This is a genomic window from Halobacillus rhizosphaerae, from assembly GCF_046719735.1.
Taxonomy (GTDB): domain Bacteria; phylum Bacillota; class Bacilli; order Bacillales; family Halobacillaceae; genus Halobacillus_B; species Halobacillus_B rhizosphaerae.
In genome coordinates this window covers 1-23,049 of the sequence record NZ_JAUTWQ010000009.1, presented here as the reverse complement: position 1 = coordinate 23,049, position 23,049 = coordinate 1, and the positions used below count along the sequence as shown (strand labels likewise).

The 23,049-nt window shown below is 41.1% G+C and carries 22 protein-coding genes; 5 read left to right on the top strand and 17 right to left on the bottom strand.

Features of this window, described 5'->3' with window-relative positions; all coding sequences use genetic code 11:
• The first annotated feature begins 2 nt into the window (after window positions 1–2).
• Window positions 3–881, top strand: a complete 879-nt coding sequence (locus Q7A53_RS11325; protein WP_411789281.1) for an AraC family transcriptional regulator — start codon at window positions 3–5, stop codon at window positions 879–881.
• Between the two features lie 191 nt (window positions 882–1,072).
• On the opposite strand, the gene Q7A53_RS11320 is transcribed toward Q7A53_RS11325, so the two are convergent.
• From Q7A53_RS11320 to Q7A53_RS11310, 3 genes are all read right to left on the bottom strand, one after another.
• Window positions 1,073–2,110 (bottom strand): LCP family protein, encoded by a 1,038-nt coding sequence (locus Q7A53_RS11320; protein ID WP_411789280.1) that lies wholly within the window; start codon window positions 2,108–2,110, stop codon window positions 1,073–1,075.
• Between the two features lie 268 nt (window positions 2,111–2,378).
• Complete coding sequence (locus tag Q7A53_RS11315) at window positions 2,379–3,413, bottom strand: NAD-dependent epimerase/dehydratase family protein (RefSeq protein ID WP_411789279.1); 1,035 nt, start codon at window positions 3,411–3,413, stop codon at window positions 2,379–2,381.
• Between the two features lie 144 nt (window positions 3,414–3,557).
• Window positions 3,558–4,010, bottom strand: coding sequence for a GtrA family protein (locus tag Q7A53_RS11310; RefSeq protein ID WP_411789278.1), 453 nt, complete (start codon window positions 4,008–4,010; stop codon window positions 3,558–3,560).
• A gap of 245 nt (window positions 4,011–4,255) precedes the next feature.
• Between Q7A53_RS11310 and dcuS the strand changes: the two genes are divergently transcribed.
• From dcuS to Q7A53_RS11290, 4 genes are all read left to right on the top strand, one after another.
• Window positions 4,256–5,857 (top strand): DcuS/MalK family sensor histidine kinase, encoded by a 1,602-nt coding sequence (dcuS, locus tag Q7A53_RS11305; RefSeq protein ID WP_411789277.1) that lies wholly within the window; start codon window positions 4,256–4,258, stop codon window positions 5,855–5,857.
• Window positions 5,850–6,566 carry a response regulator gene (locus Q7A53_RS11300; RefSeq protein WP_411789276.1) on the top strand — a complete coding sequence of 239 codons (717 nt, stop codon included), beginning with the start codon at window positions 5,850–5,852 and terminating at the stop codon, window positions 6,564–6,566. Before dcuS ends, Q7A53_RS11300 begins: the two co-directional genes overlap by 8 nt.
• Before the next feature lie 161 nt (window positions 6,567–6,727).
• Window positions 6,728–8,053 (top strand): 2-hydroxycarboxylate transporter family protein, encoded by a 1,326-nt coding sequence (locus Q7A53_RS11295; protein ID WP_411789275.1) that lies wholly within the window; start codon window positions 6,728–6,730, stop codon window positions 8,051–8,053.
• A gap of 27 nt (window positions 8,054–8,080) precedes the next feature.
• Entirely contained in the window at window positions 8,081–8,995 is a 915-nt protein-coding gene (locus Q7A53_RS11290) for an AEC family transporter (RefSeq protein ID WP_411789274.1), read from the top strand.
• A gap of 176 nt (window positions 8,996–9,171) precedes the next feature.
• Here the strand turns inward: Q7A53_RS11290 and Q7A53_RS11285 are convergent, their stop codons facing one another.
• The 14 genes from Q7A53_RS11285 to Q7A53_RS11220 all read right to left on the bottom strand — a co-directional run.
• Window positions 9,172–9,564 carry a DUF4181 domain-containing protein gene (locus tag Q7A53_RS11285; protein WP_411789273.1) on the bottom strand — a complete coding sequence of 131 codons (393 nt, stop codon included), beginning with the start codon at window positions 9,562–9,564 and terminating at the stop codon, window positions 9,172–9,174.
• Between the two features lie 112 nt (window positions 9,565–9,676).
• Window positions 9,677–9,832 (bottom strand): DUF1540 domain-containing protein, encoded by a 156-nt coding sequence (locus tag Q7A53_RS11280; RefSeq protein WP_411789272.1) that lies wholly within the window; start codon window positions 9,830–9,832, stop codon window positions 9,677–9,679.
• Window positions 9,833–9,929: 97 nt separating this feature from the next.
• The gene (locus Q7A53_RS11275; RefSeq protein ID WP_411789271.1) at window positions 9,930–10,856 is read right to left on the bottom strand and encodes a hypothetical protein; all 927 of its coding nucleotides are present in this window, start codon (window positions 10,854–10,856) and stop codon (window positions 9,930–9,932) included.
• Between the two features lie 126 nt (window positions 10,857–10,982).
• A complete protein-coding gene (locus Q7A53_RS11270; protein ID WP_411789270.1) occupies window positions 10,983–12,665 on the bottom strand; it encodes a glycoside hydrolase family 13 protein in 1,683 nt (560 codons plus the stop codon).
• A gap of 46 nt (window positions 12,666–12,711) precedes the next feature.
• Entirely contained in the window at window positions 12,712–13,536 is an 825-nt protein-coding gene (locus tag Q7A53_RS11265; protein ID WP_411789269.1) for a carbohydrate ABC transporter permease, read from the bottom strand.
• A 1-nt stretch (window position 13,537) separates the two neighbouring features.
• Window positions 13,538–14,398, bottom strand: coding sequence for a carbohydrate ABC transporter permease (locus Q7A53_RS11260; protein WP_411789268.1), 861 nt, complete (start codon window positions 14,396–14,398; stop codon window positions 13,538–13,540).
• An 88-nt stretch (window positions 14,399–14,486) separates the two neighbouring features.
• On the bottom strand, window positions 14,487–15,767 hold the full coding sequence (locus Q7A53_RS11255; RefSeq protein WP_411789267.1) for an ABC transporter substrate-binding protein: 1,281 nt from the start codon (window positions 15,765–15,767) through the stop codon (window positions 14,487–14,489).
• A gap of 271 nt (window positions 15,768–16,038) precedes the next feature.
• Window positions 16,039–17,031 (bottom strand): LacI family DNA-binding transcriptional regulator, encoded by a 993-nt coding sequence (locus Q7A53_RS11250; protein WP_411789266.1) that lies wholly within the window; start codon window positions 17,029–17,031, stop codon window positions 16,039–16,041.
• Between the two features lie 271 nt (window positions 17,032–17,302).
• Complete coding sequence (locus Q7A53_RS11245) at window positions 17,303–17,440, bottom strand: DUF3953 domain-containing protein (RefSeq protein WP_411789314.1); 138 nt, start codon at window positions 17,438–17,440, stop codon at window positions 17,303–17,305.
• Window positions 17,441–17,788: 348 nt separating this feature from the next.
• On the bottom strand, window positions 17,789–18,673 hold the full coding sequence (locus tag Q7A53_RS11240) for a CE1 family esterase (RefSeq protein ID WP_411789265.1): 885 nt from the start codon (window positions 18,671–18,673) through the stop codon (window positions 17,789–17,791).
• Window positions 18,674–18,785: 112 nt separating this feature from the next.
• Window positions 18,786–20,192: a dihydrolipoyl dehydrogenase family protein gene (locus Q7A53_RS11235; RefSeq protein WP_411789264.1), complete on the bottom strand. Its 1,407-nt coding sequence runs from the start codon at window positions 20,190–20,192 to the stop codon at window positions 18,786–18,788.
• A complete protein-coding gene (locus Q7A53_RS11230) occupies window positions 20,193–21,425 on the bottom strand; it encodes a dihydrolipoamide acetyltransferase family protein (protein WP_411789263.1) in 1,233 nt (410 codons plus the stop codon).
• A gap of 27 nt (window positions 21,426–21,452) precedes the next feature.
• Window positions 21,453–22,451 carry an alpha-ketoacid dehydrogenase subunit beta gene (locus tag Q7A53_RS11225; protein WP_411789262.1) on the bottom strand — a complete coding sequence of 333 codons (999 nt, stop codon included), beginning with the start codon at window positions 22,449–22,451 and terminating at the stop codon, window positions 21,453–21,455.
• On the bottom strand, window positions 22,448–23,049 hold a 602-nt coding region (locus Q7A53_RS11220), incomplete at its 5' end, for a thiamine pyrophosphate-dependent enzyme (protein WP_411789261.1). The genes Q7A53_RS11220 and Q7A53_RS11225, both read right to left, overlap by 4 nt.

Below are 23,049 nucleotides of genomic sequence, written 5' to 3'. Positions count from 1 at the left end.
TAGTGGATCTGCTTAAGGACATGAATACAGCAATGAAGTATATCGAAGAGAATCTCACGAACGACATCGATTTCAAGGAGGCCGCAAGTTTAGCTTATTGTTCCGAGTATCACTTTACTAGAATGTTTTCTTTTCTTGCAGGAATTACTTTATCAGAATATATCAGACGCAGACGCCTTAGTCTTGCTGCATTTGAGCTTCAAAATAGCAACATAAAAGTAATCGATGCTGCGATGAAATATGGATACCATTCACCAGACTCCTTTACTAGGGCTTTTCATAATTTACACGGTATCACTCCATCAGAAGCTAGGACTAATGGACAGCAGTTAAAAGCCTATCCTGCTATGACCTTCCAATTATCCATTAAAGGAGGAAATGCAATGAACTATCGAATTGAACAAAAAGATGCCTTTAACATCGTTGGTATAATGAAACGAGTTCCTATTGTTTTTGAAGGAGAAAACCCGGAAATAGCTGCCATGTGGCAATCCTTGTCTAAGGATCAAATAGAGCAATTACAAAAACTCTCGAATGTGGAACCAAAGGGAATCATTCAAGCCTCTACAAACTTTTCAGAAGGACGTATGGAAGAAAAAGGAGAGCTGGACCAGTATATAGGAGCAGCAACGACTGGAGAAGATGAAGGAAGCTTTTCAAAACTTGAAGTTCCCGCCTTAACTTGGGCAATCTTTGAAGCAACTGGCCCATTTCCAAACACCCTCCAGGATACTTGGGGAAGAATTTATTCTGAGTGGTTTCCTTCTTCTAACTATCAAGTAACAGAAGGACCTGAAATCTTGTCGATTAAAAGTAAAGATTTAGCTTCTCCCTCGGTCAAATGCGAAATTTGGGTTCCCATTTCGCAACATAAAAGATAGCTTGGCAGTGTAGTCCCACTCACCTTTATTTCTCTATTCTTAATACAAAGACGGGATAATTCACTAAGAATAGTCATCCATTTCCGTAGCATGTGGAAGATTGATTCTTCAGGTGAATAGAGCCTGCCTCAAGAAATAAAGAAAACCCTAACTAGTCGATTAGTTAGGGTTTTTCGTTGTATTCTTAACTCTTACTGACTTGCGTAGTCATTATCAGATTCGCCAGCACTTGTTCCATTCAAGAAATTCTGTAAGTCTTCCTTTGTTTGTTCCTCATTATGGGCTAGCACCAATCCAACTGGATAAGGTTTTCTTTCATCCCATACCTTGTCTCTCTCTGGTACTCTCGTTGTCTGAATATCATCGACAGGGTTTAATAAGAAGTCTTTAGCCAGTCCCATCACTCTCCCGCTGCTCATATTGGTGTCAATATAAGGCTGGATATTTCCGATTAGACGGGGTGTCTTCATGATTCCACTAAAGGAGGTTAGTTTATCCTCTAATAATTTGATTACTTTCTGCTGCCTTTCCACCCGGCCAAAATCACCTTTATTATCATGCCTGAAGCGGGCATAGCCAAGCAGATCTTCCCCTTTAAGCTTTTGAGTTCCTTCCTGAAGATCGAGATCAATGGTCCCAGAGCCATCTTTATACTTCATGTCTTCTTCTACATCCACGGTTACTCCATGTGGAGCAAGAGTATCCGCAATTTGAACAAATCCATTAAAATCTACGATGGCGTAGTATTCTAAATCTACACCGAAATTTTCAGCTATGGTTTGTCTGAGAAGTTCAGGTCCGCCAAAAGCAAAAGCTGAATTGATTTTGTTATAGCCATGCCCGGGGATATTGACATAGGTATCTCTCATCACTGAGGCCATCTTAGCTGTTCCTTTTTCAGGATCATACTGAGCAATAATAATCGTATCAGAACGAGCCGTTTCAGAGCCTCGCTGATCTGTTCCTAGAAGAAGAACGTTTGTTTTGCCATCTACGCTCTTCACGCCTTTAAAATCATCTTTATATTGGCTGGTCGTTTCTGCTGAAGCCTGATCTTCATTTCCAGCACCTGATACTTTATTTTGTGCTTCATTCTTTCCTGCAATATATTGATAGCCTGAATAGCCGATTAGAAGTAATCCTATTAACAAAATGAAAGCAAGAAATACTTTTACTTTCTTTATCTTTCTTCTCTTTTGAACCCTGCGAACTTTGCGAGATTCTGTCATTCAAATCATCCTTTCTTTCAAAAGAGAGCTCTGTACATTAAGTTACTCTTATTTTATTCGATAGTAAAGAAGAATCTTGTCAAAAAAACTACTTATCCTATCGTTATCTGTTCGTTTGCGGACTTTCCCTAAGAGAAAGATCACCCTTCTTCATTATAGACGAATTTTATTTGGTAAGAGTTTTAGATAAACAAAAAAAAAGCGCAGTCCTTCATTAAAAGGGGCTGCGCTTTTTACGATTAGATAATTTAAGTATAGAGTTTTCTCTCTATACATCTGGTTCTTCCACAGAGGCATCGTTGATCTTTTGTAAGAGAGAGCTTTCTTTCTGGAAACTGAGCCCGGCTTTAAGCTCCTTATTTTCACGGGCTTCATACCAGGCACTGGTATCTTTAATAGTTTTCTCTATGGCACGAAACTTCAGGCCTTTTTCAATAGCTTTCGTACAATCAATGCCAAAATTACCCTCTGTAGGAACCCAGAGAGGGACTTCCATCCAGGGCTGAACCTGTTCTTTAAGCAGAAAAGATTCGGTGACCCACCGTGGTTCAGCTTCAAGATTAAGCACTGCCTGACAGGATTGAATGAAGTTATGCATGGTAAGTTTTTGTTCTGGACCGGCTGCGTGATACACTCCTGTCTCATGGTTCTCAATCATATGAAGAATCCAAGCTGATAGATCACGTACATCAATGAACTGGACCTTTTTTTCTTTTGGTTCTGGTACTATAAATTCCCCGCCTGCCTTCACTCGGACTGGCCAGTAAGTAAACCTGTCAGTCGGATCATCCGGCCCCACAATTAATCCGGGTCGGATCAGAAGGGAGCGGCTCTCACTCATGATGTCCGTGACAGCCCGTTCACTATGGAATTTCAAAGGCCCGTAGTATTCATTACTGCCTCTTCCCTCCATTCCATTCGTTACCTTTTGCAGCTCTCCCTCTGTTAAAGTCATCACTTCTGCCGATTCTGTAAGGTGATCCTGCTCTGTGAGGTGCTTGTAAACGGACATGGTAGATATATAGCAATACAAATGAACCTGGTCTTTAAGTAATTCAGCAGATTGAGCCACCACTTGCGGAGTAAACCCGCACGTATCGATAACAGCGTCCCACTTTCTGCCTTTTAGCTGACTCAGATCTTCTATGTTTTCGCGATCTCCCTTTATTTGTTCCACGCTTTTAAATAGACTTGGGTTTGTCCTGCCTCTATTAAATAAGGTAACTTGATGATCTCTAGCTATAGCATGTTCTACAATAGATTTTCCAACGAATTGTGTACCTCCAATGATTAGCAGCTGCATAAGTATCCCCCTGTTTTCAAGCGTTACTTTACTCATTCAACCTTTTTCGCTAAAACCCTTTAAAATATGCCTTGGAAATCATCAACAGACCTCATTTTCAGGAGGCGACCTTACCATTAGCGCCTCCCGGAATCCGTCTGTGTTCTACTCTGCAGCTGCCTCCTTTTTCTTAGCAAAAACAAAATACTTATTAAAAAAGAAGCTCGCTAATGCTGATAAATACATGGAGGCTAGCTTTGGAATGTTTGTCTCTAACCACTGCGGAAAGCCGTGGATATGATCAAATAACCATAAGCCAGCAACAAAGATGATATTCGCAATAAGCAGGCTGATGAGCGATTGAATAATAAATGCGATAAACTGTCTCGTATTTTTCTTGGCTTGAAAGGTAAACTTTGAGTTCCATAAGTAGCTATTCATGACGGCCGTGCCATAAGCCAGGGTATTAAATAAAGTCAGCAGCAGCTTATTTTCTGTTGGAAAGAAATACAGTAAACCATTAAGCACACCAATATCCAGAGCGGCACAAAAAAGTCCTACAATACAGTACTTTATATATTGAATGATGCTCTCTTTATGACGATGATAAAAGTTCATAATTCCCTCACTTTATTCATTTGCTCTAACATTTAATTAATTAACTTGAAACTTCCCTTTAAATCATAACATTTTCACATGCAGCAAGTCTGAAATGAGGAGTCCAATGAACACATCCATGAAAAATTATGTCCAAACAGGAGTGAAGAAGCAAGATTCCTGGATCATCGATAAACATGAAAGTGAACGTCTGGTATGATGGTCTAAATAGATTCTTTATTCTTTTACGTTAAGAGGTGATCCTTGTGCCGCAGCCCCGTTTTAAATTAAGCACGATTATTATAGGATTTGTCTGTCTGGTCGTTTTACTCTCGCTAGTGATTACTGACCTATTAATTACAAACAATACAAGTCACAACATCGAGAAGGAACTACGAGATAAAGCAAGGATTGTTTCACGTACGGCTGCAGAATCACAAATTGTTAAAGAAGGATTGCAGGATCAATCAAAGGAAAGTAATATCCAGGATTACGCAATGGCGATTCAAAAAGCGGCAGATGTAATGTTTGTGGTAGTGATGGACATGAATGGCATTCGAAAATCCCACCCGGAGCCCGATCGCATCGGCAATCACTTTGTGGGCGGAGATGAGAAACGTGTCCTCCAAGGGGATGAATATATTTCCCGTTCCAAAGGTACACTCGGCGAATCATTACGGGCTTTCACACCCATCTATAATAAGAATCATAAGCAAATTGGCGCTGTGGCAGTAGGGATTTCTCTTCAGGCCGTTCAATCCGCCATTCATCAGAATCAGCGTCAGATCTTCATTGGTTCGATTATTGGAATTCTCGTTGGGATTATCGGGGCTTTCCTATTAGCCAGATACATTAAAAACAGTTTGTTCGGGCTTGAACCTTATGCGATTGCCCGGATTCATGAAGAACGAAACCAAATGCTCCATTCTGTTCATGAAGGGATTATAGCGATTGACAAAGATGCCACGATCGTCCTAGTGAATAAATCTGCTCGTCAAATTTTTCAAAAAGCAGGGTTAATGGACAAGGAGCCAATTGGATTAAAGATCAATCAATTCCTGCCAGGCACCCAGCTCGATCGTGTATTGGATGAGCAAGAAGCTGATCTCGATGAAGAACAGATCATTAACGGAGTCTCAATTATTACGAACCGTGTTCCTCTGGTAGTCAACGACACCGTAGTGGGAGCCATTGCGACATTTCGAGATAAAACCGAAGTGAATCAGCTGGCGGAACAATTGACGGGTGTACAAATGTATGCCGATACGCTGCGTTCACAATCCCATGAGCACATGAATCAGCTTCATGTGCTGCTCGGAATGATTAAGTTGAAGGAATATGACCAGGTCACCGGTTATATTAGTACACTCGTCGACCATCAGGCCTATGAAGTTGGGAATGTGACACGAAATATAAAAGACCCTGCATTTGCAGGTTTTATCATTGGGAAGATCAGTTTCGCAAGGGAGGCTGCTGTCACCATGACCATCGATTGCGAAACAGAAATACCATCTCCAGATGACCCAGCTCTAACCCACGACCTTATTACCATTGTCGGCAATTTAATTGATAACGCGATCGACAGTGTGAAGGAAAAAGGGAAGAAAAACATCACGATTTCTCTTTCTTACATCGATGAGCTGCTTACCATTGTTGTAGCTGACAACGGGCCAGGTATTTCTGATGAAATGCAAGAAAAAATATTTCTCAAAGGGTTCTCCTCTAAAACAGGTAAACACCGTGGTTTTGGCCTCTATCTAACAACGAACAGTGTTGATAAATGGAATGGTTCAATTGAAATCGAATCCGCTCCTGATCACGGAACCCGGTTTACAGTAATTATTCCATATGAAGCAGGTGGTGAATAACTTGATTAAGGTGTTAATTGTGGAAGATGATCCAATGGTCGCCTCCCTGAACAAACAGTATGTCGAGCAAATGGAAGGATTTACAATTACCGGCATGGCAGCCAATACAGAAGCAGCCCTCAGCTATATAACAACAACAGAAATTGATCTTATGCTGCTGGATGTTTACATGCCCGGTTTAAATGGCATTGACTTTCTTAAGCGTATCCGGGAACAGGACCAGGATCTTGATGTAATCTTAATCACGGCTGCTTCGGACCTCTCTCAGATTCAACAGTCATTAAGGCTGGGCGCTGTTGATTATTTAATTAAACCTTTTGAATTTGACCGATTTCAAAAAGCGCTGACTCAATACAAGAGCAATTACCAGAAGCTAACGAAGAAGCAAACCATCAGTCAGGAAGAACTAGACCAATTACTGCAGAAGAAAAGCAGCCGCACAGAGGCACAGCTTCCTCAGACCTTACCTAAAGGCTTAACAAAAAACACCCTTCTCACCATTCAGCAAGCCATATTGGATAAGAGTCCTTCCTCCTTCTCCACAGAAGAAATTGCAGAAGCGGCAGCGATTTCACGGGTCTCCGTAAGAAAGTATTTGAAATTCTTGACTGATCTCGGTTACTTGGAAGAAACCTTAATTTACGGTGTCGGCCGACCGATTTATCAGTATAGACTGAAAGATGAGCATACAATCGAACCCTATATATAGTCGAAAGCAGCCAATTACGGCTGCTTTCTTTAATTACAATACTATTAATAATTTATTAATGTGTGAATTTCCTCTTAAAATTTATACACTAAACACAGTTATTTGAAAGCGCTTACGGATGAACGTTAGCATTGATCAATTATTTTAGGAGGAATGGTACAATGGACCAAACAGCAGAGAAACTGAGAGAAGATCAACAACCGAACAACGTCTCGGAAGTAACAAAGGAAAGAAAGCCTTTTACAATTTTCGAGATTCCGGTCTTATGGTTCGGGATTTTTACAGTGATTACTTTAGTCAGCTTGTACACAGGAAACTTACCCGGCGGCATGATCGGCAGTCTGCTGGTCATGATGGTTCTGGGAGAACTGTTCGGATGGATTGGGGATCATACCCCTATTGTGAAAACCTTCCTTGGAGGTGGCGCCATTGTGGCCATTTTCGGTGCTGCCTTTATGGTTTATGCAGGTCTGCTTCCTGAATCATCAGTTACGACTATGACTGGTTTTATGAAGGATGGCGGATTCTTGAACTTCTATATTGCTGCATTAATTACCGGCAGTATCCTTGGGATGAACAAGAAGATTCTAGTCAAAGTAGGATTGCGTTACTTTATTCCGATTTTTGGTGCCATTATCGGTGCTGTGCTGATTGCCGGACTGTTGGGGTCACTTGCAGGGTTTTCGTTAAGAGAGGCCGTCCTTGTTATCACGATGCCTATTATGGGCGGCGGCATGGGAGCTGGAGCTGTTCCAATGAGTCAGATCTACTCTGAAATGATGGGAAATGATCCAAGCTATTATATTTCTATCCTTGTTCCAGCGCTTGCTTTGGGTAACGTCTTCGCCATTGTGCTCGCCAGTATGCTTAATTTGTTGGGAAGAAAAGTTCCCTCTTTAACTGGGAATGGCCAATTGATACCCGGATTTAAATACAAAGAAGAAAAGCAAACCTATGATATTCAAAAAATGGGAATGGGACTGTTAGCCGCGATTACCTTCTTTGCAGTCGGCGGTCTGTTAGGTGATTATATCCCTCTTCACCCTTATGCCCTCATGATTATTATTGTAGCAATTGCTAAGATTGCCGATATCATTCCAACAAGTGTGATTGAAGGAGCCAGCCAGTGGTACAAGTTCGTGGCGAACAACTGGACACTTGCCTTGCTATTCGGAATCGGAATCGCCTATACTGATTTAAACACCGTGCTTGAAGCATTGACTCTACCGTATATTTTAACGGTGTTCGGAGTAGTCGCAGGTGCCATCCTAGGTGCCGGACTGCTAGGTAAGATCGTTGGGTTCTATCCAATTGAAGCCGCGATTACCGCTGGCTTATGTATGGCCAATATGGGAGGAACGGGAGATGTCGCTGTTCTCTCCGCTTCCAGAAGAATGGAATTAATGCCTTTTGCGCAAATTTCGTCCCGGTTAGGCGGTGCGCTGATTTTATTATTAGCAGGCTTAATTATTCCTCTTTTGTCTTGATAACTTTTAGAAAATGTGGTGGCCGTTTTGGAAGTAATTTTGATCGTATTACCCGCTTTTATCATCTTTGGAATTGGGTACATTGGGCAGAAAAGGATAGGGTTTGACCGGAAGTCGATCTCAACCGCTGCCCTGTATTTAATGTATCCATTCCTTGCTTTTCGGACCTTTTACCAGAATAAGGTCACCCTTGATTATCTTTATATCGTATTATTTTGCGTATCGCTGATGATTATTCTGATTGTGCTCGTAAGCATTATCGCAAAAATTCAAATGCAGACGAAACCCAAATCCTCTGCTATGGTCTTGTCCAGTGTCTTTATGAACAGCGGAAATTATGGTGTGCCGATTATTTTATTCGCTTATGGCAAGGCCGGTGTCGACTATGCGATCATCATGATGGTCGTTCAGTCTTTGTTAATGAACACCGTCGGGCTTTACTATGCGGCTAGAGGCAGCAGCACTTCCAGTTTAAATATGAAGGAAGCAGCTGGGAAAATCGGCAGGATGCCGATCAATCATGCAGTTGTTCTAGGATTACTTGTCCAGGTCACGCATATAAAAATACCCGAATTTATTATGCAGGCGGTTAATTTAGTTGCAGATGCTACCATTCCAACTATTATGCTTGTACTTGGAATGCAATTGGCTTCGCTAACAAAAGGAACAGTTAAATGGCGGGAATTGTCCACTATTTTCACCATAAAATTAATGATCTCTCCTGTCATCGCCTTTGGATTAACGGTGGTTCTTGGACTTAATCCGCTGCTTACCAGTATTCTGGTTATTCTATCTGCTATGCCGACGGCGGCCAACACCACTATGTATTCTCTCCAGTATAATACGGAGCCTCAGCTGGTATCCTACAGTACGCTCGTAACTACTTTGGCCAGTATTGTGACGGTTCCTTTTATGCTCTGGCTGTTCGGCGCCGTTTCCTAGCAAAGTAAAGCAGAAGTCTTTTAGCCAATTAAAAATCCGAATGATGAGGAAAGGAATGCTTACGACATTCCTCCATCATCGTTCGGATTTTTTGTGCAATTCCCTTGTTGGTTCCTCTTTAAATTTTTGGGACATCTCCTTATGACCCAGTCTGCTGTAACCATCCTTGCTCCATACTAAGGGGAGAGGGAGTTTGCCGTAACTTTGTCGATCACAACGATCAGAATAAATAGAAATATAAAAGCCACCGCAAGCCATTCATGATAATAAGTTTTAGCTTGTTTATCCTCCCGTCTCTGTTCAAACCCTTTAATCATCTCCCAAATCATGAAAAGGATATAAAGGGGTAAGGCATGGAACATGTTAAACTCCTGATCATAAACGTTTAGCCCTATAAGCAAACCAAATGCCAGGAAAACCATAGCATAATCAATGAATTCAAATAATTTATTTCTGCCGCTCAGGACAAAGCCTCTAGGTTTAATCCCAAGTTTTATTCTGAAATAAAACTGACCTACAGCTATGTAAAGAACAATCATGATTAGGGCAGTCATCACGATAGGATCCATAAAACCCCCCTAAATGAAATCTTTTGACTTAGCCCATACTAAACTAAATATGGAAAAACGCAATCCTTCATCAAGGATTGCGTATATTTCACAGATAAGAGACTTCTGGCCATTAGCTTTTTGATTCAAACGTTTTGCAATCCGTTTCTTCCACAGATTGCGTTTTCAATTGATTGTGTGAAACTACGTAGATTTTCTCCGCATTACACCGGTTTCCTTCTCCCCAGTAGGTGCAGTTGTTTACTTCACAGAGTACATCTTTAGCCATACTTAACACCTCCGATCCCTCTTATCATTTGCAACATGAAGTAAAAATAATGATCGTGGGTACAAAATAATGAGAACGATAGGAGGAACATCAGAAGTCATTCTATTCTTTTCCCGTCTTTGTCTAACACATGAACTTCTTGGGGACCAGGGAAAGATTTTTTTACATCCTTATCTGCAAAGAATTCTGTAACCAGCTTCTCTATTTGCTCTGCTTTTTCTTTTACCTTTGGCTGAGAAGCAGCCAAAGATAAGTTAACGATGATAGGCGCGTTTTCTGTTAAAGTAACCGACTGAACAGGGAAATTACTCTTACTTTTAAGTCCTTGTGTGACGGAGGGAATTACTTTCATTTCCCAGTCGCGCTTTGTCCCTTGATTAAAGTTGATAGGAAAGTCATCAATCTTCCCATCTTTTTGAACCAGAAGATCTATAAACGTTTTATGATACTGATTAATTTCCGATACATCCCGGATCTCCTTTTGATTCTTGGAGAACATTAAAGTCATCTTCTCAATGTGACCATACGCCGCTGAAAATGTCATACCATAGGAAATGGATAGCTCATCCTTCTTTTCCATCTCTTTTATAGCTTTCATGACAGCTGCTTGCTGCTGTTTGGATATGGCTGTATGATTTGTCTCGTTATATAAAGGGCGAACTACTGCTTCGTAGTGGGGGAGCTTAGAAGTAAGAACCTTTTCCATACTTTGTTTCAAATCCTCTTTCATGCCCTCAAAAAACGCCTGGGAATAAGGACGAATTACGAGAACCATCTGATGAGTTTCGGGTGATACAGTTGTTTCATACCCGTCTGGATAACTCTTCTTTTCAAATACATCTTTTACAGCCGTCTGAATATCATCTTTAACCTCCAGAGTATGATAGCGGGTAATGAGCGGATTTGAACTTTCCTTATATGTAATGCCATTCATGGATGAGTCATGAGCCCAATCCTTTCTAAACAGGATGACTGTCAAGATCGCGATAATTATAATCAAACCTATTTTCCATTGTTTTTTCATATAGACCTCCTCATTCTTCACTATATTTCCAATTATTTCAAAGTAGAATTGTGAAAACAATCGATTTTGAAATAAAAAAAGGTGCTTTCCTTTTCGGATCAGCACCTCAACATTTTTCTTCAGTTTTTAAATTATAGTCGGAGAGTTCGTAAGTCTGTAAACTCTTGCTTCGAAAGCCTTTAAGTTTAATGTCCACTCTTCATGTGAACGAAATTCATAATTGCTTAGAATGATCTCTGTATTCCTCTTTTTATATTCTTCAGGTAATTTAAAATACGCATCTTCAGCAAACAGATTCGTGATAATAAGAAAAACTTCTCCATTTAAACTTCTAGAATAAGCAAAAACTTGATCATGTTCCGGTAACACAAGCTGAAAGTCACCATAAATCAATGTTTGGTATTCTTTACGCAGCTGGATAAGCTTTTTATAGTAATGAATGATAGAACCTTTATTCTGTAAAGATCTTTCCACATTTATTTCCTGATAATTTGGATTTACCTTCAACCAAGGTTCTCCATCAGTAAACCCCGCGTTGCTCTCCGCAGACCACTGCATGGGTGTCCTGGAGTTATCACGACCGGTTTTCCAAATAACTTTCATAATCTCGTCATGCGATTTCCCTCGGTCTCTCTGATAATGATAATAATTTTTAATAGCTACATCATTATAATCTTCGACCGACTGAAATTGAACATTGGTCATCCCGATTTCCTGCCCCTGGTAAATAAACGGCGTTCCTTGCATTAAGAAATAAAACGTTGCCAGACATTGGCTGGACTCTTTATGATATTCATCATCGTTCCCCAAAATTGATACAGTGCGGGGAAGGTCATGATTTTCCAGGAATAAGGCATTCCACCCTACCCCATTCAGGGACGTTTGCCACTTAGAAAAAATGTTTTTCAATGAATGAATATCTAAACCTTTGTTGAGATTATTCTCCCACAATCCCACATGTTCAAATTGAAACAGCATATTGAACTTTCCTTCTTCTTCACCTACCCATTTGGGTGCTTCTTCGACTGTGACACCATTGGCTTCCCCCACCGTCATAATGTCATAGTTAGAAAAAGTATTCTGTTCAAGCTCCTCTAAAAACGCATCAATGCCTTCTCTGTTGCGGTGACCAGCAAGTGAAGAGACATACTTTTCGTTATGCGGGTTGGGGAGATCAGGAAAACCAGCTACTTTCTTGATGTGAGAAATGGCATCAATTCGAAACCCATCGATCCCTTTATCCAGCCACCAATTAATCATTTCATACAATTCATTTCGTACGTTTGGATTTTCCCAATTTAAATCGGGCTGTTTCCGTGAAAATACATGCATATAATACTCATTGGTTAAAGAATCATGTTCCCATATAGAGCCTTCAAAAATAGAGGCCCAATTATTCGGTTCTTTTCCATCTTTCCCTGGATGCCATATATAGTAGTCTCTATAAGGATTATCTTTGGAGGACTTCGATTCAATAAACCAGGGATGCTCATCAGAAGTGTGATTGATCACTAAATCCATAATCAATCTCATTCCTCGGTGGTGCACTTCCTTCAAGAGCTGATTGAAATCTTCCATGACTCCAAACTCATCCATAATACTTTTGTAATCACTTATATCATAGCCATTATCATCATTCGGGGAGCGATACACGGGACAAATCCAAATCACATCAATCCCTAGATCGTTTAAGTAATCGAGTTTTGAAATCACCCCTTGGATATCCCCTATTCCATCCCCATTAGAATCCATAAAACTCCGTGGATAGATTTGATATACGACTGCTTCTTTCCACCATTGCTTTTTCATAGTTCCATCCCCCAGCATTCAAATGTGATGTCTTTTCTTTGCAAATTTACTTAACCGCACCTTCTGAAACTCCTTTAATAATTTGCTTCTGAGCAAAAAAGTAAAAGATCACGACCGGAATAACTGCTATCGTCAAACCCGCTAGAGCTAAGTGCCACTGCTTCGTATATTGGCCGAAGAAATAGAACATTTTCAAAGGAATTGTCGCATTGGCTTCTCCTAGAACTAAGGATGGCAATAAGTAATCATTCCAAATCCATATTACGTTTAAGATTCCTACCGTAACTGATATCGGTTTCAGTAAAGGGAAAATAATGTACCAGAATAACTGGAAACGATTTGCACCATCAATAATCGCCGCTTCATCCAATGATTTTGGAATTGCAGATAATGCTCCATGATAGAGAAAAATAGACAAACTGCAGCCAAACCCAAGGTACATAAAGATTAACCCTGCCGCATTCAGCATATTGGCTTGTCCAAAGATAGAAACTAAAGGAATCATGACAGACTGAAAGGGTATTAACATAGCCGCGACAAAAACAAAAAAGATGACACCGCTCATTTTACTTTTATTTCTGGCCAATGCATAAGCTGCCATCGAGGAAAACAGGATGATCACAGCTATACTTACTCCCGTTATGAGCAGAGAGTTAAATAACGACTTCAAAAATTCAAGCTCTTTAAACGCATTAACAAAGTTACTAAATTCAACCGATTGCGGAAAGCCGAGCACATCACTGAAAATCTCGCGCTTAGATTTAAAAGCATTAACAATCATTAAATAAAAAGGTGCGAGCCAAATTAATCCGAGGATCAGTCCGATGACTTCAATAGAAAATATCTTTTTCTTCTCCTCATTTTTTCTCATATTATAAATCCACCTCTCGCTTTTTATTGTAATAAACTTGAGTTAACGCAATAACCGCCACCATTAAGAAGAAGATCACAGCTTTTGCCTGGGCATAAGCCATTTGATTATCTGAAAAAGCCGTCCGAACGATTTCCATTGCGACCATTTGAGTCGAGTTATAAGGTCCGCCATTCGTTAAAGACAGGTTTTGATCATAAATTTTAAAAGCCATCGACAGGGTTAGGAACATGCTCACTGTGAAAGCCGGGGCAACTAGCGGAAAGGTAACCGTTTTAAAACGCTGAAAACTGCTGGCCCCATCGATTTTCGCAGCTTCTATCAATTCTTTCGGAATATTTTCTAAATAGGCAATGTAAATAATCATAATGTATCCAGCCATCTGCCAGACAGTTAGGATCACAAGACCCCAGAATCCGGTAGTTGTCGTAGAAAGCCAGCCCTGTAATGCTTCGATTCCTAAGATATCTCCAATATTGTTAAACACATTTACGAAAACGAATTGCCAGATGAATCCTAATATTAGACCGCCAATTAAGTTCGGCATAAAAAAAACGGTACGCAGCATATGGTTCGATTTAATATTTCTTGTCACTAACAAAGCAAGTAAGAGTCCAAGTATATTCAAAAGAATAACCGTTACAAAAGCAAACTTTACCGTGAACCAAATCGAATGCATAAATTCATCTTCGTGAAAAAGCTGGATATAGTTTTTTAATCCGGTAAATTGAGTCGCTGTTAGTCCATTCCAGTCGGTAAAGGAAAAAATAAAACCATAAATGAAAGGGATGACGACTACGATCCCTAACCCTAAAATTACAGGAGTAAGAAACAACCAAAACCAGGGACTGCGATTATTCATGTAAATCCTCCTATAACAAAATATTTAAAGAAAGAAGGCTAACACGCCAGGGTCCTGCTCTGAAATGTTAGCCTTTTAATAGACAATCCTACTGTCTCATGTCTTCCCACTTGCTCTTCGAATCCTTTTCTAATTCACTCCAAGTCATTTCACCACTCAAGTACTTCTGAACATTGCCGCCAAGGTAATCTCCCCATGTGCCTGGATATCCAAGAAATACCCAGCCAGTCTTTTTATTATCAGAAGCATACTGATAAATTTCTCGAGAGAGTGGATCCGAAATCTTATCAGTATCAAATCCCTTATAAGCTGGAATAAATTTAAAGTCTTCCAACACGGCTTTCTTACCCGCATCAGAGGTGTAGATCCAGTCGATGAAATCTTTTGAAGCCTGAATGACCTCTTTGCTGCTGTCTTTATTTACCGCCCAATAATTAGGAATTCCTACAGGTAATTTCCCTTCAGACCCTTCTACTGGGATCGGCATAATTCCCATGCCTTCTTTCGCAAATTCTGGATCCATTTGCTGGACAGATGGATAGATCCAGTTTCCTTGTTGAATGATGGCTACCTTCTGAAGTGAAAAGTATTGTTCAACTTGTTGAGAGTAATCAAGGCTCAAGGTTGGTTTAACCGAGTATTTATTTTGTAAATCAATCATTCTCTGAAACTCTTTTCCTTTAGTAAAACTAACTTTATCTGCATTAAATGCAGTAAGAACTTTCTGATCAAATTCTGAAGCCAAATAAACATTTGATAAATGATTACCTGGCACCCACTTTTCTTTCGCTGGAAAAGCAAAGACTGCATCAATACCGAGTTTATCTTTCTGACTATTCAAGGTCTCTACCGCTTTCTTCAAATCTTCATAAGAAAGAATGTCATCAGGGTTAATCCCTGCTTTTTTAAAGATGTCTTTGTTGTAAATAAATCCATACCCTTCTTGGTTAAAAGGAAGTCCGTGCACTTCTCCATTTTTTGTAACAGGATCTAATGTGCCGTCCAGAGCTAATTCCGCTGCTTTCGTATCCGATAGATCCGCAAGATACTTTTCATAATTTGCAGCTTCTGTTGGGCCAGCAATACTGAAAATTTCCGGTTCATCACCTGAAGCAAATTTAGTTTTAAGGGATCCTGAGTAATCTGATCCTCCCCCTACACTTGTAATTTTAATGTTGACATCCGGATGTTCTTTTTCATATTCCTTAGCTAACTTCTCAAATTGATCGTTAAATTCCACTTTTCCTTGAAAAATCTCAATAGAAATTTGATCGTCGGAATTACTACTGGATCCCCCTGAAGAAAATGAACATCCAGCTAGTAGTGCACTGGAAACTAAGAGCGATGAGACAAGTTTTTTGGCTTTCATGCAATCCACTCCTTTTTATGATATCGGTTTCATTAATCTTTAAAAAAATATAAAACCCCATGACAAACTCTTTCAACAATTTACTAATTTTGCTTAACCTTAGAGACTCAATTGGATATATGATATCGGTTTCATATATCAGTAAAAATTTTTGCTTCTTATTAGGTATGTTTTTCGCCTGCAAAATCCTCTTCTTAAGAATTAATTTGTATTATACGTGAATATGATATCGGTTTCAACAAGAAATCCAAATTTTTTTCCTTGCTCTTAATTACGTAGAATCCCTTACAACTAATTCCACCGGCAATTCAATATTCTCAACACTCCCATTTTTATCTTTCAACAATGTAATCAATCCCTCTACCGATTTCTCACCCATTTGATTAATAGGCTGACGGATGGTAGTTAATTTAGGATCGAGCATTTCTGCGATTGGCTGATCATCGAACCCAATAATTGCAATATCCTCAGGGATTCTCCAGCCATGATCCTTGGCTTCAATAATCACCCCGGCGGCTATCTCATCGCTCCCCGTAAAGATTGCTGTAGGTTTATCATCCATCTCCATGATCTGGCTCATCACCCTTTTACCATCATCGATTGTATGCTTGTTAATAAAGATCCAATTGGGATTAACAGAAATACCTGCCTCACTGAGTGCGGTTTGATAGCCCTGATTCCGATCCTTATCTTTGCCATCTTCTGCAAATAACCCGCCAGTACAATACCCAATCTTTTTGTGACCTTTATCGAGTAAATGTTTGATCCCTATATACGTACCTTTAGTTTGATCTAATCTGACAGTAGGTACATTAGAATGACTTAAATATTCATTACACAGCAGAATAGGACCATATTGAGTATAAGGCTCGATATTATCCCAATCATTCTCGATGGATGTCATAATAATGCCATCTACTTGACGGGTCTTTAATAGATTTAGAAAATATAACTCTTTATCTATGTTCTCATCACTTTGAAACATTAACACCTGGTAATTATTTTTGTACGCGACTTGCTCCATTGAATTGACTAAATAAGAGAAAAAAGGATTTACGATTCTAGGGACAATAACACCGATCGTACTAGTTATATGGCCCCTTAACCTTCTTGCTGAAGGATTAGGAAAATAGCCCAGTTCTTTCATGGCATCTTGAACAAGTGCTCTCTTTTCTTTTGAGATATAGGGATGGTTGTTAATTACTCTAGAAACAGTAGCTTTGGAAAGGCCAGTTAGCTTGGCTACATCCGAAATCGTTGCCATTTTACCCCACTCCAATCAAGTGTATGAAATCAGTTTCATGTTTTATTCTATCCTAATTGAAGGGCAGATTGCAATGACCCCGACATTTTAACAGAATCATACCCTTGTTCCTCCCTTCCGTTTAAGAGGAATAGGTCTGGTTACTCTCCCATTATTTACAAGTACCTACTGTTTCTAATTCATGTTCAATAGTTTCACAAAAATAGAACGACTCTTTATAATAAGGATGCTCTATTTTATTAGATGATCTTATAGAATGAATTCCCATTAACTAAAAAATGAGCCCTCGAATGGTTAAAAATAATGTAAACACGGAAATGATAATACATAGCCAGCCTGTTCCCTTTTTTTCCTTCCTCAACTCTTCCACTCCCACTAACAATATTAATATTCCTAGGAAAAAATCCATCAATGGTTTTAATGTATAATTTTTAGTAAGCAGTCCATATCCTCCGATCAAAACCACGGCACCAGCGCATATAGCTCTCGAAATAGTTAACAATGTAAACCTTCCTTTACTTCAACAATTTCGCCCTTTACTAGATAAATAAATCTTATCATAGCGTTCCACTTTTGAATGTAGTTATCTTTCATTATCCATTCGTTCACTTTTACAGGACTGTTTTAATTATGACTAGATAAAAATATCAATCCTCGCTTTAATAATGCCTAAATTGTTAAATAACCCCCATAATCATAAAAAAAAGACCTCCTGATTATCAGGCGGTCTACAAATTGTTCATGCGATTCGAGCTACTCATTCAGTTCTTGAAAAATTTTTCAAATGGTCCCATATTGCCTGCGTCGCATTAAAGCGCTCCATGACCTTACCTGTGAGTAAAGTGGATTGTGACTCAGGTCCTCCTGGCCACGTATGTCCACTGCCATGGAGAGTGTACAAGATTACTTTCTCGTCACCGTCAGTCTGAACATAGCTTGTTTTCGTAACCAAATGTTTCCCGGATTGTGATGGATCAAGGAGATCTTCTTGCTGTTTGAGTAACCGGGGGTTCCATGAAGATGCGAATAATGCTCCCGTTTCTTCTGCTGAAATCAGCTGATCAATCATATAGGCATCTGAATACCGGCCGTCATAAGGGACAAACTGGTCTCCTGTTCCCATAATAAATACAAGAGGCATAGGTTTCTGCCAATTGATGTTTTCAGCAAGTTCTATCACCAAAGGTCCCGCCACTCCTCCAACACCGGCAAATGTATCCTGACATTCGATGCCCAATTTTAGACTAAAGGCAGAGCCATTGGAGAATCCTTCTGCATAAATCCTTTGATTATCAATGGGATAGGTCCGTTTAAACCATTCAATCATTTCCAGAACGAATTCCACATCGTTAATTTGATGCTGGAACGCACTGTTTTTTCTTCTGCCTTCATTCCACTGCTTGCTCATCCGGTCATCCGGGTCACTCTGCCAGGCTTCAGGGAAAACCGTAATGAACTGCTGCTGTTCAGACACCTCATGAAATTGGGTTAGTTTCATGTGATGCTGGGCATGGCTGCCCGCGCCATGGAAACAAAAGACTAAAGGGGCAGCCTCAGGCATGATGCTGGGCAACTGGTAATAAAACGTCCGTTCTTTTCCGCCGACCCACATGACTTCCTGATACAGTTGGTGCACATTCACGGTTATCCCTCCTATTACTTTTTATTATAGCCTAATTTAGCGAAAAACAAGGAAATTAAGCTCTGTAAATAGGAGCTATTTTTTTCACGTATCTTGATTAAACTATCCACTGTTAGACTTTGTGAATCGCTAAACCTTCAATGTCCTCGATCGCTTCCATCCACGCTTCATTAAAGCTTGGATGAGGATAATATATCGACGTCAAATCTTCCTCTCGTGCCACCAATTCAAGGGCTAAGACTCCCTGAGATATTAGATCGATGGCTCCTTCTCCAACTGCATGAAAACCAAGCAGTTTCTTTGTTCCCTGTTCACTAACCGTTTTTACAAACCCGCTTTTCTCTCCTGTTATTTCAGCAAAACCGTTTCCAGACAGTTGAAATTGACCTGTGCTAATTTGGTAGTCATGAGCTTTTGCTGCTTCTTCTGTGAGACCAGCAAAAGCTACCGGTTGGAGAAAATGAATGACATGAGGAACGATAGACGATTCTATGGCACTATTTTTCCCGCCACAGTTTTCGGCCGCTACTTTTCCCTGACGGATCGCCGTCGAAGCCAGGGGTACGGCACTCACCAAATCCCCTACAGCATAGATGCCTGTAACTGAAGTTTCCATGCGCTTATTTGTAGCAATTAACCCATTTTCCTGCTGTTGAATACCTGCAGCAGAAATGTGCAGATCCTCTACACAAGGAGCAGATTCCCCGGTCACGTACAAATGGGAGCCCGCTATTTCTCTCTTTTCTCCTCGTATATGCAAAGCTAACGCGACACCTTCAGAGGTAACCGTTACTTTTTCCACTTCTGCTCCTTTCACATATTTCATTTTCGCTTTTTTCATTTGTCTGCCAAGTTCCCGATTAATAGCTGAGTCGAAGGGGAATTCTTTTCCATCTAATACGATAGTGACTCGGGAACCAAAGGAGGCAAAAGCTGCCGCTGCTTCAAGCGCCCTGTAATCTGATCCATATACGAGCAAATGATTCGGAACTTCCTCCAGCTGATAGATGGATGCGGCACCGAGAACACGGCTGTGGTCTGGTTCCATTCCCTGTGGATACGAATAGGAGCTCCCCGTGGCAATGATAATCTGATTACTTTCGTACAAATCAAACGCTTCACCGCGTTCCACTCCGATTCGCTCCGAGGAAATAAAGGAAGCTGTCCCCTGCACCACTTCGACGCCATGTTTCTTCAGCAAGGATTCCACACCGTTTGTTAATCGGCTGACCACGCTGTCTTTTTTTGTCTGCAGCGCTCGAATATCAAAGGTATAATCTCCGTTCAGTTTGACCCCTAATTCATCTAAATGTCTTAATTTTCTAAGCTGGGCGGCAGCGTGAGCAAACAATTTTGAAGGAATGCAGCCTTCGTTTAAGCACACGCCTCCCACTTTACTTCTCTCAACCAGCAGCACATCAAGACCGAGCTGGGCAGCCCGAATTGCCGCATTGTAACCACCCGGACCCCCACCAATAACAATCACTTGCTTATGGGTTACAAATTCACCTACGACCATTTATATCAGCTCCACGAGCATCAAGTGCGGATGCTCGATGTAATGAATAAACCGATTCGTAAAAGCGACGGCCGGGGATCCATCAGCCACGCGGTGATCAAAGGTTAATGTCAAATTCATCATCTGTCTGATCACAATTTCATCCTCGATCACAACCGGCATTTTCTTCGTTTTGTGAAACGCCATTAAGCCTGCCTCCGGGTAGTTGAGAATCGGCGTCGCACCGGTACTCCCCATCGGTCCTACGTTACTGATGGTGAAGGTGCCTCCTCTTATTTCATGGCTGGAAAGCTTATTTTCCACGGCTCTCTTTGTTAATTCTTTCATTTCACGATGGATTTCTGTCATCGACTTTTGTTCAACATGTTTGATTACGGGCACGATTAATCCTTCTTCCGTTCCTGTTGCCAGCCCGATATGATAGAAAGGTTCCAACTGGATTTCTTCTTTTTCTTCATCCAGTTTTGAATTAAAGATTGGAAATTCCTTCAGGCAGAGCTGCAAAGCTTTAATAAAGAAAGCAGTGACGGAGATGGTACGGCCATCCTGCCTGGCTGTCCCTTGTTTCAACTGGCTTTTCAAATTTAACAAGTCGGTCATATCGACTTCATCAAAATGAGTCACGTGAGGAGCCGTGTAAAGGGACTGCGTCATTTTCCGTGCGATCTGTTTGCGCCGTCCTTTAAAGGGAATGGTTTTCACTGCCGGCTGTTCCTTGCCTTTGGATAAAGGCTGCTGTTCAGGAACAGCCTCCTCTAGACCCAGCACCGATTCCTTTTGACGGTCCAGGAATGAATAGATATCTTCATCAAGGACACGTCCAGCTGGACCTGAGCCGGTAATCTTCTCAATATCGACTTCCTGTTCTCTGGCAATGCGCCGTGTATGCGGGGAAGCCATGGCACGGTTAACAGGCAGAGCTTCCGCCGTCACCTGCTGAACAGGTTTGTTTACTTTCCATGAAGGCATGGTTGGTTTCTCCTCAGCGGGGGACTCTTTCTGTTCAGTCATCAGTGTTAGAATGGTGGTCCCCACTTCAACTACTTCGCCAAGCTCGAAATGGATTTCGTCCACTATTCCATCAGAAGGAGCTGTTAATTCTGCCGTCATTTTATCCGTTTGAATTTCCACAAGCGGCGCGTCATGTTTCACACGCTCTCCTTTTTTTACAAAATAGTGTAGAATTTCTGCTTCATGCATCCCTTCCCCGATATCATGTAATTTTACATCCATAGTCAAAGTCCTCCTTTAGGCGAGCTGCTAATATGAAAGTGCTGTATTGATGGCATGAATAATTTTCTCGCTGCTTGGGAGGTATTCCTGCTCAAGCGAGTAGACCGGTACAGGAGTATCAAATCCGGTCACTTTTTGAATCGGCGCTTTTAAATAAAAGAAAGAAGTATCGTTAATCACTGATAGGATGTCGCCATTTACGCCTCCAGAAGAGGGGGCTTCATGAACGATTACGGCCCGCCCGGTTTTATTCACGGATGTCTCGATTGTTTCTTTATCTAAAGGATATAGCGTGCGTAAATCAATGATTTCACATGTGGCTTTATGCTCGCGTTCAAAGTGTTCCACGGCTTTAACCGTGTCCGGAACCATGGCACCCCACGTAAAGATCGAGACGTCTTCCCCTTTCTTCACATAATCCGCCTTCCCGATTTCGATGGCGTACTTCCCTTCAGGAACCTCTCTCCTTGAAGATCGGTAGCTCCTCATCGGCTCAAGAAACAGCACAGGATCCGGATCCTCAATACTTGCGATCAGCAATCCTTTCGCATCATAAGCATTGGATGGAACGACTACTTTCAGTCCAGGGATATGGGTAAATAAAGCTTCAACGCTGTCCGAGTGAATCTCCGGTGCCTTCACCCCGGCCCCATAAGGCGCTCGGATTACCATCGGAACGGTATAGCGGCCCATCGAACGCTGGCGCATTCGAGTGGCATGAGTAATCAACTGGTTAAATGCCGGGTAAATGAATCCGAGAAACTGCATTTCTAAAACCGGACGAAAACCATTCACCGCTAAGCCGATTGACGTACCCATAATTGCCGATTCGGCAAGCGGGGTATCAATCACTCGGTCTTCTCCAAAAGTTTCTAAGAGTCCCTCTGTGGCCCGGAATACGCCGCCATTCGTTCCCACATCTTCCCCGAGTACTAACACGGACTCGTCTTCTTCAAGCATCGTTTTCATCGCATCCGTAATCGCCTGCACCATTGTTAATTTTCTTACTTGAATTGCGGTTGTCATTTTGCCTGCCCCCTCTTCAGTACCAAATGCTGCTCTCGCTGCTGTTCAATAGGCCAAGTGGGTTTCTCAAATACATGGGAAAATAACTGCTCAATATCGGCTTCTGGATACTCTTCCATTTCCTTCACGGCTTGATTTATCTCCTCAGTGATTTTCTGTTCCATCTGATCCAGCCAAGCTTTATCCCAATTATCTTCACTTCTCATGTAGTTCTCCAGGCGCAGGAGAGGATCGGTAGTCTTCCTTCGCAGATCACTTTCTGCCTGATCACGGTACTTCGATGGGTCATCCGCAGTCGTGTGAGCCCCGTATCTCCAGGTTACTGCCTCAATTAAGGTTGGTCCTTTGCCATTTCGGGCCCGATCCACTGCTTCTTTCGTTTCCATGTACACTGCTAAAATGTCATTTCCATCGATTCGAATGCCGGGCATATCGTAACTGAGCGCCTTCTGAGCAATCGTTTTAGAATTCATCTGCTTTTCAATAGGAAGACTGATCGCGTAGCCATTATTCTGATTAAAAAAGACAACCGGAGTTTTGAAAACGCTTGCAAAATTAAGCGCCTCATGAAAATCTCCCTCGGAAGTGGCTCCGTCTC